Here is a 13,832-nt window from a genome sequence, read left to right as displayed (position 1 = left end):
CGGGTCGAGTCCGGTTTGTCCGTATCCGCAGTTTCAATTGAAACTGCGGATTTCGGCGTGTCGGGCACCGACACGCCGGTGGTGCCTCGGTGGTCGTTGGAGTTTTGAGACCTGAGACCTGAGGCCTGAGGCCTGAGGCCTGAGACCCGAGGTCTGAGGCTTGAGGCCTGAGGCTTGGGGTCCGCAGCTCGAGGCCGAGGGTCAGGCGGCGGGTCGGGTCTGGTTTGCCCGGAATTGCAGTTTCAATTGAAACTGCGGTTTTCGGCGTGTCGGTGCCCGACACGCCGGTGGTGCGTCGGTGGTGCGTCGGTGCCCCCGGGTCTGAGGTTCGAGGTCCGGGGTCGTGAGGACCGGGGGCGGAGGCGGCTGGGTCGTGGTCCGGTTCACCCGCGTTCACAGTTTCAACTGAAACTGTAACCGGGGTGAACCGCAGTTTCGACTGGAGCTGCGGGTGGCCGGTCAGTCGGTGGGGGTGACCTCGGCGAGGAGTTCTTCGAGGTGGGCCGTCAGGCGGCGGGCGTCGACCGGGGCGATGGTGCTCCACAGGTCACCGGACGGCGATTCCCGGCGCAGTTGGGCGTACCGCCCGTGCGCGGTGTCGAAGAACCCGACCACCCGGCCCGCCCGGACGCGGCGGCCGAACCGGTCGCGGGCCGCCGCGCCGAACTGCCCGCGGGCGCCAACCCCGGCGATCATGGCGGTCAGCGCTTCCGCGTCGTCCGCGCGCGTTCCCCGGCGCTGCAACGCACTGGTCAGCTGCTCGACGTTGTTCCCGGCCTCCTGCGCCGCGGCGTCCAGGTCGCCGCTGCGCAGCGACACCGACCGGCCCGGCCCTGGTGGCAGCGGGGGCAGCACCGAGATCGCCTCGCGCGGCAGGCCGCTGGCCGCCGCCGAACGCAGGCTCAGCTGGTCGCCGTCCTTGACGACCAGCACCGCTTCTTCACCGTCCGCCGCGGCGAGCACCCGGACGCTGCGCTCCAGCCACAGCCGCCCGTCGACCTCGCGCTCCGGGCGGGCCAGCAGCCGCAGCGCCCGCTCCAGCTCCGGGTCGACGTCGGTCGGTCGTCCGAGCCCGCGTTCGCCCAGCGACCGCCACGCCGAGTCCACCAGCTGCGCGCGTTCGGTGTGGGTGCGACCGGGGGAGGGCACCTTGAGCACCAGCGGCATCGTCTCGAGTTCGAGGTGCTCGACCAGCACGTCGAACTCCAGCGCCGACAAGCCGAGCTGCCGAGCGGTGGTGGGGAACGTCATTGCCCGGGCTCGCCACCGATCACCGGTCGCGAAGGTGCCTCGACCAGGTCGAAGAACCCGCCCCGGCCACCGACCTGCTCGGTGACCTTCCGGTCCACGCCCTCGTCGTGCTGGTCCCGCCTGGCCCGCCCGCCAGCGGTGGACCGGGCACCGCCGCCGGACCGGCCCTCGCCCCGCACCGGGGTGGCACCGGGCCGGGGCTGCTGCCCGGTGCGCTGCGCCACGGTCGTGGCTCCGCGCGGCGCGGGCACGGTCGCCGGGCCCCAGCTGATGGTCACGTTCTGCTGGCCCACGGAGACGCCGGAGCCGCCGCTGATCGGCGCGTCCACGACGACCTGCGGCGGCGGCGTGAACGAGGCCAGCGAGGTGGTGTTGGCCTGGGTGGACGCCTCGTAGGTGCGCATCACGTCGAAGGCGCGCTGCTCGGCCGCGTGCTGCTTGGCCTCCTGCACCTCGTAGTCGGTCTGCCCGCCGAACAGGTGCGTGAGCAGGGTTTGCGCCGAGCTCGGTTCCTCCGCGGTGACCTGCACCGGCGGCGGCATGTCGCGGCGCGCCTTGCTGATGAACTCAGCCTGCTGCTCGGCCCGCTCCCGCATCACGGTGCTGGCTTCCTGGGCCAGCGCGGCCCAGTTGCCCAGCGGGCGCAGCCCGTCCTGGGCGCTGTCCGCCGCGGCGCCCCGCCAGCCGCCCATCGCCGAGGTGACGGCGGCGGCCAACCCGGCGTCGATGTCGCCGAGCGCGCGGGTCAGCTCGCTCCAGCGCCGGACGCTGTCGGTCGAACCCTCCGGTCCCGGTCCCTCGTGGATCTGCGCGTACAGCTCGGGGTGCCGGTAACCCTGCCATCGGTGGTCGCTCATATCCGGTCAGCAGCCCCCGATGCCCATCGCGCTCTCGCCGTCAATGCGCGAGTACTGGTGGTTGGCCCGCTCCAGCGATTCGGCGGCGGCCTGCAGCTGGTCGCGGTAACCGCACAGCGCGGTCAGCGCGTCCTCGCCGCCGCCGAGGGAGCGCCGGTTGAACTCCTCGGCGGCATCGGCGCTGATCGGGTCGCCGGCCCACGGCCGGATGCGGAGTTCGGTGATGGCGTGCTCGATCTGCAGGCCGACCGCGTCCAGCGATTCCTGCAGCGCGTTGACCAGCCTCGGGATGGCGGCGGGCTCGACCTGCATCGAGCCGCCGGACACACCCGGCAGGGCTTCGGTCGAGCTGTCGCCCCACGGAGCAGTTAGCGGCACGTTTTCCCCTCCCACAGGTAAGGGCCCAGATCACGGGTGCCGGCCCTCGTGCTCGAACGCGCGGTTGCGCGGGGCCGCCCGCCGGACAGGTGTTGTGCGGGGCACCTGACCGGGTAGCGGAGCACCCGAGCGCTCAAGCTACTAAACGTCCAGCGAACACTGTAGTCACCAATCGTCACGCTGGGGAGTGCTCCATAAGCGGTGAGTATCACTCTGGTCCCCGCGAATCCGGTCGCTCTGGGTGATCAGTCCGGCCTCGAGGACTCCGTTCGGGGTTCCGAGGTCTCCGGCGCGGCCAGCGTGGCCATGGCGTCCTCGGCGACCCGCTGGGCCCCGGCGCACAGCTGGTCCACCGGCGACGGGGGCTGCGCGCCGTCGTCGCGGTAGAGGACGTCGAGGTGCTGGCCCTCGGCCACGTCCACCGCCACGTTGCAGGACAGGTCCAACCCCGGGGTCTTGATGACCAGCGCCGGGAACCCGCCGATCACCACCGGGGTGGCCTCCACCTGCGCGGTGTCGTCGGTCCACACCCCCATGCCCTCGGTGGTGATCAGCGCCAGCCGGGCACCGACCTTGGCGGTGGTGTTGCGGTAGCTGCAGGTCGCCGCGTTGCCGAAACCGGCTTCGGAGTCGGGCAGCGGGTCGCGGTCGAAGCCGAGCTGGTTGCGCTGGGCGGGGGTGAGCAGCTCGCAGGCGTCCATGCCGTCCAGGCCGAGCTCGAAGGGGCGGGGCGGCGGTGGAGGCGGGGTGCTCGACGTGGGCAGCGGCAGGGGCGGTGGTGCCGCGGTGTCCGCGGTCGGCTGCGACTGCCACAGGCTGCATCCGGTGAGGGTGAGCGCGCTGGCGGCGAGCAGCGCGCTCAGCCGCCGAGCCCCGGTGATCCGCGAGCTGTGCATGTTCACACCGTAACGAAGCGTGGTCGGGAACGAGGTCGTGTCGGCGTTCACCGGCGCCAGGTGAACCAGAGCAGGGCAACCAGTGGCACCAGCAGGATGAGGGCGGCCTGCCGGGCGACGACCACCAGCAGGACCCCCAGCACCGCCACGCCGACCGCGAGTGCGATCCGGGTCGCGGGCGAGCGCGGTGCGACCTGCGGTGCCGGGACGGCGCGTTCGGGGCGGGGATCGGGGAGGTCGTCGAAGAGCGCCTCCAGCTCGGAGCGGAACCGGGCCGCGGCGACCTGGCGGCACCGCTCGTCGTACTCGCCCACGTCGAGCCGCCCGACGGCGAAGTGCTCCCCGAGCAGCCGCATCGCGAGTTCGCGCTCGGGATCGCCGATGCGGAGGTCCTTGCCCCGCCGTCCCTTCTCCACGCCCCCATCCTACGGTCGCCCCACCCCCGATCGAGCTGGCCGAGACGAGGGTTCAGGTGAACATCAGAGGACTGCCGACCGCAGCCGCGACGGGCAACACTGCTCAGGCCACGAACGCGGTGGCACCGCCTCGGTCGAGGGCGCCTGAGGTCGGCAGCTGGATGCGTTCCTCGGATCAGGCGTTGGCGAGCTCGCGGTCGACGAGGGGGGTGCTGGGCTTGGCCAGGACCTCGTCGTCGAGCAGGCCTTCGCTGCGGGCGACCACGGTCGGGACCACGATCTGGCCCGCGACGTTGGTGGCGGTGCGCATCATGTCCATGATCGGGTCCACCGCGTAGGCGATGGCGATGCCGGTGGCCACCACCTCGGCCGGGAAGCCGAGCGCAGCGGTGGTCAGCGTCAGCATGGTGAACCAGCCGGTCACCCCGGCGGTGGCGATCGAGCCGAACACCGCGACCGCGACGATCGTCAGGTACTGCACCGGTCCGAGGCTGATGCCGAAGAGGTTCGCGATGAAGATCGAACCGACCGCCGGGTAGATCGCGGCGCAGCCGTCCATCTTGGTGGTGGTGGCCAGCGGCACCGCGAAGTTCGCGTAGGAGGCCGGCACGCCCAGGTCCTCGGTGGTCTGCCGGGTCAGCGGCAGGCTGGCGCTGGAGGAGCGGGAGACGAACGCGAACTGCAGCACGTTCCACGACTTGGCGAAGAAGCGGACCGGGCTGACCTTGGCCACCAGCGCGAGCAGCACCGGGTAGACCACGAACAGCACCAGCGCGCAGGCCACGTAGGTGGAGCCGATCAGCTTCAGCAACGGCGCGAAGAACTCGTTGCCGTAGCTGGCGACGGCGTTGCCGATCAGGCCGAGGGTGCCGATCGGGGCGAGCCGGATGATCCAACCCAGCACCCGCTGGATGACCTCGAAGGCGGCCTTGTTGAAGTCGACGAACGGCGCCGCCTTCTCACCCAGGCTGTAGGTGGCGGCCCCGATGATCAGCGCGACGAACACCACCTGCAGCGTCTCGCCCTCGGCGAAGGCGCTGATCAGGTTGCTGGGCACCAGGCCGGTGATCAGGTCCAGCCAGGAGCCCTGGGTCTTCTCGCCGATGGACTGCAGCTTCTCCGGGTCCGGTTCGATGACCAGTCCGCGACCGGGCTGGACCAGCGAGCCGACGGCCAGCCCGATCGCCACCGCGATCAGCGAGGTGATGGCGAACCAGAGTGCGGTCTTGCCGCCCAGGCGCGCCGCGACCCGACCACCGCCGAGACCGCGGAGGCTGTTGATGCCCACCACGATCGCGGTGAAGATCAGCGGCAGCACGGTGAAGGTGAGCAGCTTGGTGAAGGTCGAGCCGATGGTGTCGAGCGTGGTGGCGAGCCAGTCGGCGCCGGTTTGCTTGGCGACGTAGCCGAGCAGCGCGCCCAGCACCAGCGACGCGATGACGGCGATGGCGAAGAGCTTGGGGTTGAAGCGCAGGCGCGATCGCCCAGCAGTGGTGGACACAGGGGTCTCCTGGAGTCGCGGAGTGAGTTCGAAGGCAGTGCGGTTCGAGCGGGCGCGCTCGGAGGGCGCGCGGGGCTTGGGAGCGGCCGTGCCGCGCTCGATCACAGACAGACGGAGCTGGCCTGCCGTCGCAGATCGACGTGCAGGCGAGAAGTCAGGTACAGCCGTCGGAGGGTGTCCATCGCGAACATTTGTAACCAGCCGCGAGGCGAAACCCATCCAGGGGTAACTGAATTGTGTTCGTATTCACTCGGACGCCGGAAGGCCGGTGTCACTCCGCGTTCGGCGTGCTCCACAGCGTCACAACGCCGACCCCGACCTCGGCGAGCAGCTTCCGGGTCAGCGGCAGGCTGATCCCGAGCACGCTCGACGGATCGCCGTCCACGCCCTCGACGAACCAGCCGCCGAACCCTTCGAGGGTGAAGCCGCCCGCCACGTGCAGCGGCTCGCCGGTTGCCAGGTAGGCCTCCAGCTCGGCCTCGCTGGGCTCGCCGAAGCGCACGGTGGTGCTCAGGTGGCCCTGGGTGCGCGCGGTGACCTCGCCGCCCTGGATCCGGGCGATCGCGTGCCCGGTCAGCAGCTCGCCGCTGCTCCCGGAGTTCTGCGCCCACCGCTTGGCCGCGGCTTCGCGCGTGCCGGGCTTGCCGACGACCTCGCCGTGCGCCATCAGCAGCATCGAGTCGCAGCCGACGACCACCGCGTCGGGCTCCTCGGCACTGATCTCGGCGGCCACCGCCTCGGCCTTGGCCTGCGCCAGCGCGGTGACCAGCTCGGTCGGCGCGGGGTCACCCAGCGACGCGGTCACCGCGTCCTCGTCGACGCCGGAAACCCGCACCAGCGGTTCGATCCCCGCCGAGCGCAGCACCGACAAGCGAGCGGATGACGCGGAAGCAAGCACGAAGCGCACGCCGCCGATGGTAGAGACCGCCCGCGCCACCCCCCCACCGCCGGTGCTCAACGGTCGTGAGCGGCGATGGTCGTTAGAGCCACCATTCCCGCTCACGAGGTGGGTGTGCAGGGGTCGTGAGTGGCGATGGTTGTTAGGGCCACCGTTGCCGCTCACGAGGTGGGTGGCTCCTCCTGGGGGTACGCGCGGTGCGCCGTTGGGCGGCTTCGTCGGCGAAAGCAGGTGGGACGGCGGCATTTTCGCGCTCAGGATGCTCCGAAAGGTGGTGTCCGATTCGCGGGCCGACTCCTTAATGTCCTTCTACGCGAATCGCCCGCACCCCGAGCGGCCGGTTCGCCCCCTCCCACCCCACTCCGCACCGTCGGCGGATCGCCGGGCGGTGCCACGCGCACCACCTCACCCCCGGCAGCGGGTGCCGGGGGCTCCACGCTCCCGCGCACCCGGGCCGGACCGGTCCCTGCGTGGGTGATCCCTGCCCAATTCGGATCGAGGGAGACGACCATGAGTCGAAGGAGAACCACCCGGTTGCTGGGTGCGGCAGTGCTGGCGGCGGGCACCCTCGCCGCGCTGGCGGTGCCGTCGACCGCCGCACCGGCGCCGGACCAGGCCGCACCCGAGCTGCTCGCCGCGATGCAGCGGGACTTCGGCCTGACCGCGCAGCAGGCGCAGGACCGGCTGGCGCGGGAAGCCGACGCCATCGAACTGGCCGAGGCGGTGCGCGGGAGCACCGGCGACGCCTTCGCCGGTTCCTACTTCGACGACGCACGCGGTGAGCTCGTCGTCGCGGTGACCGACGGGCGCGCGGCGGAAGCTGCGCGTGGTGCCGGTGCGGACGCCGTCGTGGTGGCCAACTCGGCGCGGGAGCTGGACGCCGCGAAGTCCACCCTGGACGCGATGGAGGCGTCCGCGCCGCAGTCGGTCACCGGCTGGTACGTGGACGTGCGGTCCAACTCGGTCGTCGTCTCGGTCGACCGCACGCAGCGGGACGCGGCCACCGAGGACTTCCTCGCCCGGGCCCGCGGCGTCGATGACTCGGTGCGAGTGGAAGAGGTCGCCGAGTCGCCGCGGACCTTCTACGACCTGGTCGGCGGTGACGCCTACTACATGGGTGGCCGCTGCTCGGTGGGCTTCCCGGTGCGCACCGCGTCCGGTGGCGCGGGCATGGTCACCGCTGGCCACTGCGGCCGCCCGGGCACCGCGGTCTCCGGGTACAACCAGGTCTCGATGGGCACGTTCCAGGGCTCGTCGTTCCCGGGCAACGACTACGCCTGGGTCTCGGCCAACTCCAACTGGACGCCGCGCGGGCTGGTCAACATGTACAACGGCAGCGCCCGCGCGGTCTCCGGTGCGTCGGTGGCCCCGGTCGGGTCGTCGATCTGCCGGTCGGGTTCGACGACCGGCTGGCACTGCGGTTCGGTGCAGGCGACGAACCAGACCGTGCGCTACGCCGAGGGCACGGTGTACGGGCTGACCCGCACCAACGTCTGCGCGGAGCCGGGCGACTCGGGTGGCTCGTTCATCAGCGGCACCCAGGCCCAGGGCATGACCTCGGGCGGCTCCGGCAACTGCAGCTCCGGCGGCACGACCTACTTCCAGCCGGTGCAGGAGGCGCTCAACGCCTACAACCTGCGGCTGGTGACCGGCTGACCTGAGGTGCGGTGAGCGCTGGGTGCCCGCAGTGCTCACCTGCTCGGACCAGGGTGGGGCGATCTCGCTGGAGATCGCCCCACCACCGTCAGCGGCCCGGGACGTCCCGGTTGAGCTGGACGTCCGGTCGCGGCGGGACGCGGTCCGGGCGGACGCTCGGCTTGTCCACCCCTGCCGCGGTCAGCGCGGGCAGGTCGCCGATGAGCGGGAGCGCCACCGAGGTGCTGCTCAGGTCCAGGCCGATTTCGCCGGGCTGGCGCGGGGCCACGATGAACGCGTTGTCCGTGCCCCCGATGATCAGCGCCAACCGGTGCCCGGCGGGCACCACGTGGTCGGTGGTGGCCAGCCGGAACGTCATCGTCTGCGGCGTGCCCGGCTGCAGCGGTTGCTCCTCGGACAGCGACTCGTGGTTGGCCAGGTCGGCCCAACCGCGCGCGATGATCTCGAAGTCCACGTCGGTCGTGGTCGCCTCGGTGTCGAGGTAGCAGGCGTCGTCGCCGGGACGGCTCTCACCCCAGCAGGACTCCGTCCCCAGGGTGCGGATGCCCTCGCCCTCGCCCAGGTAGTCGCGGGTGGTGGCGGGGCCGTAGTCGACGAGCACCGCGGACAGGTGCGCCGTCGGGGTGCTCGGCGTGGCGGTGACGGTGACCGATCCGGTCCCGGCCACCCGGACGTCCGCGCTCAGCGGCGCGGGGCTGAACCGCGCGCGGGCCGGTGACGGCTGGTCGGGGTCCGCCGCCCAGTCGTACTCGTCCAGCGACGGGTCGTCGGTGAACGTGGCGGTGCCGCTGCCCGGCTGCTGCCCGAGGCCGTCCTCGCGCGGGTGGAGCACGACGTCCTGGGCCAGCTCACCGGACCAGGTCGGCTCGTCCGCCCAGACGTCCGGCGCGCGTTCGATGCTGGCGGCGGGTTCCCGCTCGATCCCGTTGTCCACGCCGAGCAGCCAGTGGTCGAACCAGCGGTGCAGGGTGTCGACCCACTCGGCGCGGCGGAAGTCGAACGGGTCGACGTGCCCGGTCTGGCTCAACCACAGCTTGCGCGGCACGTCGTGCTCGGCCAGCGCGTCCCACCACTGCCCGAGGTGGAGGGTCTTGACGTTGAGGTCGCCGAGGCCGTGCACCGCGAACACGCTCGCGGTCACCTGGCCCGCGTCCGGCACGTGGTCCCGCTCTGCCCACATCGGGGTGACGTCGCCGTTGGCCGGGGAGCCGTCGTCGAGCTCCTGCTTGGCCGGGCCGCAGTCCGGTCGTCCGCCCTCCTCGACGGTGCGCGCCAGGCCGGACGGGTCGAAGCCGAAGGACACGCCGTCCGAGCGGTAGTAGTCGTACCAGGAGCTGATCGCGCCGATCGGCACGATGGTGCGCAGCCCCTCCACGCCGGTGGCGGCCACGCCGTTGGCGATCGTGCCGTCGTAGGACTTGCCGATCATGCCGACGTCACCGGTCGACCAGCCCGCCTCGACCGGGGCGCCGCCCGCGGGCGCGTCGAAACCGGGGGCGCGGCCGTTCAACCAGTCGACGACTGCCTTGGCAGAGGTGACGTCGGAGGGCCCGCCGACGTCCACGCAGCCCTCGGACCGGTTGGTGCCGGCCAGGTCGACCAGCACGGTCGCGTACCCGCGCGGCACGAAGTAGTTGTCGTAGAACAGCGGGAAGCCGACCGGCCTGCCCTGCTCGTCGTAGGTCTTGAGCTCGCTCTCGTTGCCGCGCCCGCAGCACGAGTAGTACGGGCTGGCGTCCATGATCACCGGAACCGGCTGGTCGGTGCCCGACGGCCGGACGACGTCGGCCGCGACCCGGTCGACCACGCCGTCACCGTCCCCGTCCAGCCCGGTCTCCACCCACACCGTCTCCCGCACCGGGTCGGCGGTGAAGACGGGCTGGCTGCGCCCGCCCCTGACCTGCTCCGGCGCCTGCGCGCCCGCCGAGCCGGGAGCGACCCCGGCAAGCACCAGCGCTGCGCACGGCAGCGCCCACCAACGTCTCCGCAACGTGCCCACCTCCGAGAAGTCTCGGAGGCACGGTACGAACCAAGATCACGAAAGGGACACAGCCGAAAGTGTGCTCAACGCTCGTCCAACGAGCCGAGGACCGCCCGGACAACTCCGGGATCTCGCGCCGGACGACGTTCCACGCGGTGTTCAGGTCCAAGCCGAAGTGCCCGTGCGCCTGTTGAACACCGCGATCAACACCACTGGCGGCTTCACCGGTGTTGTCGTTCCAGCGCAGCAGCAGTGTGGAGCTCGTCGGCGTCGAAAGCCGCCCGGTCCTGCGGAGTGCAAGTCCGCATAGGCTGGGAGCGTGACTCCTGTGCTGCTGGATGGCGGACGGCTGCGGGCCCGGTTGGTCGAGGCCGGGCCGTACGCCGCGCTCGACGTGGTGACCGTGACCGGCTCGACGAACACCGACCTGGCGGCCGCCGCCGGTCGGGGTGCCGCGGATCGGACCGTGCTGATCGCCGAGGAGCAGCAGGCCGGGCGCGGTCGGATGCAGCGCCAGTGGACCTCGCCGCGCGGTCGCGGGTTGTTCGTGAGCGTCCTGCTGCGTCCCGACGTGCCGCCGTCCGCCGTCTCCTGGCTGCCGCTGATCGCCGGGGTCGCGCTCGCCGAGACCGTCCAGCGCACCACCGGCGTGCGCGCCTCCCTGAAGTGGCCCAACGACCTGCTGCTCGGCGGCGGCGAGGAGTGGTTGAAGGCGGCCGGGATCCTGGGCGAGGCGGTGGCCGGGCCGGACGGGCTGGCGCTCGTCCTCGGCATGGGCATCAACGTGCTGCAGGAGCGCGACGAGCTGCCCCGTGGCGCGGGTGGGTTGCCCGCCACCTCGCTGGCTGCGGAGGGCGCGGAGGTCGACCGGGAGGATTTCGCCGTGGCGTTGCTCACGGCGTTCGCCGAGGCGGACGACAGCTGGCGGGCGGCGTCCGGTGACGTGGAGGGCAGCGGGTTGCTCGACCGGTACCGGGCGCTGTGCAGCACCGTGGGCCAGGAGGTGCGGGTCGAACTCGGGCCCGATGAGCAGCTGCGGGGCGCCGCGACCGACATCGACTCCGAGGGTCGGCTCGTGGTCCGCACCGGTAGCGGCCGGACCACGGCGGTGTCCGCCGGGGACGTGGTGCACGTCCGGCGGGCGTGATCACCGAGGCCGCGTCCGGGCGGTGAGCGGGCGGTAACGTGATCGGCGACCCGCGAGGCGGCTAAGGAGGGGAACCGGTGGCCTACCCAGACGACCTGCTCGGCGCGGACGAGTTCGTGGTCGTGCACAAGCACCCGCACTGGAAGATGCTGGTCCTGCCGGTGCTGGTCCTCTTCGTGGTCGTCGGTGGTGGTTCCTACCTGGCGGCCCTGGTCGCCCCGTTCACCTGGCACCTGCCCGCCTGGATCGCGCTGGCGGTCGTCGGTGCCGTCCTGGTCGTCTGGTTCACCGTCGCGCCGCTGGTGCGCTGGCGCACCACGCACTTCGTGGTCACCACCCACCGCCTGATGGTCCGCGAGGGCGTGTTCACCCGCAGCGGCATCGACATCCCGATGTCGCGGATCAACTCGGTGCGCTTCCGGCACGGCCTGGTCGACCGGATGCTGGGCTGCGGCACGCTGGTCGTCGAGTCCGCCTCGGACGAGCCGCTGGAGTTCGACGACATCCCGCAGGTGGAGAAGGTCCACACGTTGCTGTACCGCGAGGTCAACGACGACCCGCGGGACGATTGGGGCCACCGGGGCGAGAGCCGGTGAGCTGCTGGACACGGGAGGGCTGATGGGACCGCTGGAACTGGGTCTGCCGATGCAGGTGGCCGCGCCGGAGCCGGGCGAGCTGCCGGGTTCGGTGACGATCTGGGAGGTCGGCGCGCGCGACGGGCTGCAGAACGAGCAGCAGGCCGTCCCGGTGGAGGTGAAGCTGGAGTTCCTGCACCGCCTGGCCGACGCCGGGCTGTCGGTGCTGGAGGCGACCAGCTTCGTCCGACCGGAGTGGGTCCCGCAGCTGGCCGACGCGGCGGAGCTGCTGGCCGGGCTGGAGCGCGCGCCCGGCGTCCGCTACCCGGTGCTGGTGCCGAACGCGCGGGGCCTGGACCGGGCGCTGGAGTCGCAGGTCCGCGACATCGCGATCTTCGCCTCCGCGACCGAGACCTTCACCCGGCGCAACCTCAACCGCGGCTTGGACGAGCAGTTCGCGATGTTCGACCCGGTGGTGCGGCGCGCGGTCGACGAGGGCCTGTCGGTGCGCGGGTACGTCTCGATGTGCTTCGGCGACCCGTGGGAGGGCGCCGTGCCGGTCGAGCAGGTCGTCTCGGTGGGCAAGCGGCTGCTGGAGATGGGCTGCGACCAGCTGTCCCTGGGCGACACCATCGGCGTGGCCACGCCGGGGCACGTGTCGGCGCTGCTGCGCGGGTTCGTCGCCGCCGGGGTCGGGGTGGACCGGCTGGCGGTGCACTTCCACGACACCTACGGCCAGGCGCTGTCCAACACCTTCGCCGCCCTGCAGCACGGGGTGACCACTGTGGACTCCTCGGCGGGTGGGCTGGGCGGCTGCCCGTACGCCAAGTCGGCCACCGGCAACCTGGCGACCGAGGACCTGGTGTGGATGCTCGACGGCCTGGGCATCAAGCACGGCGTCGACCTCGCCAAGCTGGTGGCGACCAGCACCTGGATGGCCGAGCAGCTCGGCCGCCCGAGCCCGTCCCGAGTGGTCAAGGCGCTGAGCTCGTGACACCCCCGAGCCCGGTCCTGCACGTGGTGCAGGACCGGCCGGTGCTGGTCTGGCGCTGCGGAAACCCCTGGCTGGCGATCTCCTCGGCCCCTCGGGGCGGCGGGATCGGCCTGCGCAACTGGGTCCTCAACGCAACGGTGCCGACCAACTACGACCACCCCGACCCCACGGCCCACGCCGGCGAGCTGGCGGCCGAACTGGACCTCCGCGGCGAGGGCATCGGCCTGCTCACCGCGGTGGACGTGCGCCACGAGATCACCGCGTCAGACGGAGGCGTCCAAGCGAGCGTGACAACCGGTGCGAACGCCCCGGTCTGGGCGGCAGCCCCAGCCGAGGAGCGGGCCTGGGCCCCGGGCACGATCAACGCGGTCTGCTGGTCGCCGATCCGCCTGACCGAAGCGGCCCTGGTCAACGCGGTGGCAACGGTGGCGGAGGCCAAAGCCCAAGCCCTGGCCGAATCCGGAGTACCAGGCACCGGAACGGTCACCGACGCCACAGCGGTCCTCTGCCCAGCAGGAGGCCCTGCGGAGCTCTACGGTGGGCCGAGGTCGAGGGTGGGGTCGGCCCTGGCCCGAGCGGTCCACGCCGCGGTCACAGCGGGCTTGAGGTTGGAGAACCCCCGCCACATCCCCGAGAACCCCTGATCCTCGCGGTTTTCGGGGGTTTGGGGGACCGCAGGAGGTACCCGGTCACCATCAGTTCCGGGTTCCGAACAGCCCGACGAACGTGAACCGCAGGACTCGGTCGCCGTTCCGGTCGGCGGTGCCGGTGATCTCCACCAGGCCCAGGTTCGGCTTGCTCTGCGAGCGGCGCTGGCTGTTGACCTCCATCCTTAGCCGCAGCACGTCGCCGGGGAAGACCGGGGCCAGCCAGGCCAGTTCGTTGCCGCCTGGCGACCCCTGCGAGGTCGAGTCGGCCAGCACGTGGTCCACGTACCCGCGCATCCACAGCGAGGCGGTGTACCAACCGGACGCGCACAGGCCGCCGAGGACGGACTGGCGCCCGGCTTCCTCGTCGAGGTGGAACGGTTGCGGGTCGAAGCGCTCCGCGAAGGCCAGCATCTCCGCCCGGTCCACCCGCACCTCGCCGAGGTCGAAGGTGCGGCCGGGGGTCAGGTCTTCGTACGCGATCGTCGGCATGCCCTCATGGTCGCAGCCCGGGTTCGTCGGCTCGCCGAGGTGGTGCTCACACCGGGTGATCGGGGGTTTCGGACATTCCGGTGCAGTGGCCGGTAGGGGCGGGAGGAGCCGGTGCGGACGTGGAACCATCTGCGCAGCGGGGC

14 protein-coding genes are annotated in these 13,832 nt (G+C 71.8%); 5 read left to right on the top strand and 9 right to left on the bottom strand.

What is annotated here, in order from left to right:
* Positions 1-459 precede the first annotated feature (459 nt).
* The 7 genes from ABT324_RS21035 to ABT324_RS21005 all read right to left on the bottom strand — a co-directional run bounded on the left by ABT324_RS21035 (position 460) and on the right by ABT324_RS21005 (position 6,206).
* Positions 460-1,251 (bottom strand): ESX secretion-associated protein EspG, encoded by a 792-nt coding sequence (locus ABT324_RS21035; RefSeq protein WP_351180027.1) that lies wholly within the window; start codon positions 1,249-1,251, stop codon positions 460-462.
* The gene (locus tag ABT324_RS21030; protein ID WP_351180024.1) at positions 1,248-2,108 is read right to left on the bottom strand and encodes a PPE domain-containing protein; all 861 of its coding nucleotides are present in this window, start codon (positions 2,106-2,108) and stop codon (positions 1,248-1,250) included. The genes ABT324_RS21035 and ABT324_RS21030 overlap by 4 nt, the downstream gene beginning before the upstream one ends.
* 6 nt (positions 2,109-2,114) lie before the next feature.
* The gene (locus tag ABT324_RS21025; RefSeq protein ID WP_351180021.1) at positions 2,115-2,486 is read right to left on the bottom strand and encodes a hypothetical protein; all 372 of its coding nucleotides are present in this window, start codon (positions 2,484-2,486) and stop codon (positions 2,115-2,117) included.
* 245 nt (positions 2,487-2,731) lie between these two features.
* Positions 2,732-3,382, bottom strand: coding sequence for a DUF3558 domain-containing protein (locus tag ABT324_RS21020; RefSeq protein ID WP_351180018.1), 651 nt, complete (start codon positions 3,380-3,382; stop codon positions 2,732-2,734).
* A gap of 47 nt (positions 3,383-3,429) precedes the next feature.
* Complete coding sequence (locus ABT324_RS21015; RefSeq protein ID WP_351180015.1) at positions 3,430-3,798, bottom strand: DUF1707 SHOCT-like domain-containing protein; 369 nt, start codon at positions 3,796-3,798, stop codon at positions 3,430-3,432.
* A gap of 175 nt (positions 3,799-3,973) precedes the next feature.
* Positions 3,974-5,299: a dicarboxylate/amino acid:cation symporter gene (locus ABT324_RS21010; RefSeq protein ID WP_351180012.1), complete on the bottom strand. Its 1,326-nt coding sequence runs from the start codon at positions 5,297-5,299 to the stop codon at positions 3,974-3,976.
* Positions 5,300-5,570: 271 nt separating this feature from the next.
* On the bottom strand, positions 5,571-6,206 hold the full coding sequence (locus ABT324_RS21005; protein ID WP_351180009.1) for a Maf family protein: 636 nt from the start codon (positions 6,204-6,206) through the stop codon (positions 5,571-5,573).
* Positions 6,207-6,707: 501 nt separating this feature from the next.
* Here ABT324_RS21005 and ABT324_RS21000 point away from each other — a divergent pair.
* Positions 6,708-7,853, top strand: coding sequence for a S1 family peptidase (locus ABT324_RS21000; protein WP_351180006.1), 1,146 nt, complete (start codon positions 6,708-6,710; stop codon positions 7,851-7,853).
* A gap of 88 nt (positions 7,854-7,941) precedes the next feature.
* On the opposite strand, the gene ABT324_RS20995 is transcribed toward ABT324_RS21000, so the two are convergent.
* On the bottom strand, positions 7,942-9,804 hold the full coding sequence (locus ABT324_RS20995) for a Xaa-Pro dipeptidyl-peptidase (protein WP_351180158.1): 1,863 nt from the start codon (positions 9,802-9,804) through the stop codon (positions 7,942-7,944).
* Between the two features lie 349 nt (positions 9,805-10,153).
* Between ABT324_RS20995 and ABT324_RS20990 the strand changes: the two genes are divergently transcribed.
* The 4 genes from ABT324_RS20990 to ABT324_RS20975 all read left to right on the top strand — a co-directional run bounded on the left by ABT324_RS20990 (position 10,154) and on the right by ABT324_RS20975 (position 13,194).
* Complete coding sequence (locus ABT324_RS20990) at positions 10,154-10,981, top strand: biotin--[acetyl-CoA-carboxylase] ligase (RefSeq protein ID WP_351180003.1); 828 nt, start codon at positions 10,154-10,156, stop codon at positions 10,979-10,981.
* Positions 10,982-11,058: 77 nt separating this feature from the next.
* The gene (locus tag ABT324_RS20985) at positions 11,059-11,577 is read left to right on the top strand and encodes a PH domain-containing protein (RefSeq protein ID WP_351180000.1); all 519 of its coding nucleotides are present in this window, start codon (positions 11,059-11,061) and stop codon (positions 11,575-11,577) included.
* 22 nt (positions 11,578-11,599) lie between these two features.
* The gene (locus ABT324_RS20980; RefSeq protein WP_351179997.1) at positions 11,600-12,550 is read left to right on the top strand and encodes a hydroxymethylglutaryl-CoA lyase; all 951 of its coding nucleotides are present in this window, start codon (positions 11,600-11,602) and stop codon (positions 12,548-12,550) included.
* A complete protein-coding gene (locus ABT324_RS20975) occupies positions 12,547-13,194 on the top strand; it encodes an adenosylcobinamide amidohydrolase (protein ID WP_351179994.1) in 648 nt (215 codons plus the stop codon). Before ABT324_RS20980 ends, ABT324_RS20975 begins: the two co-directional genes overlap by 4 nt.
* A 51-nt stretch (positions 13,195-13,245) precedes the next feature.
* On the opposite strand, the gene ABT324_RS20970 is transcribed toward ABT324_RS20975, so the two are convergent.
* Positions 13,246-13,689, bottom strand: coding sequence for a MaoC family dehydratase (locus ABT324_RS20970; RefSeq protein ID WP_351179991.1), 444 nt, complete (start codon positions 13,687-13,689; stop codon positions 13,246-13,248).
* Between the last annotated feature and the right edge of the window lie 143 nt (positions 13,690-13,832).

Origin of the sequence: Saccharopolyspora sp. NPDC000359 (assembly GCF_040300525.1) — a bacterium.
GTDB lineage: Bacteria > Actinomycetota > Actinomycetes > Mycobacteriales > Pseudonocardiaceae > Saccharopolyspora.
The sequence above is the reverse complement of the archived record's forward strand: the minus strand, read 5'-3'. Positions and strand labels throughout refer to the sequence as shown.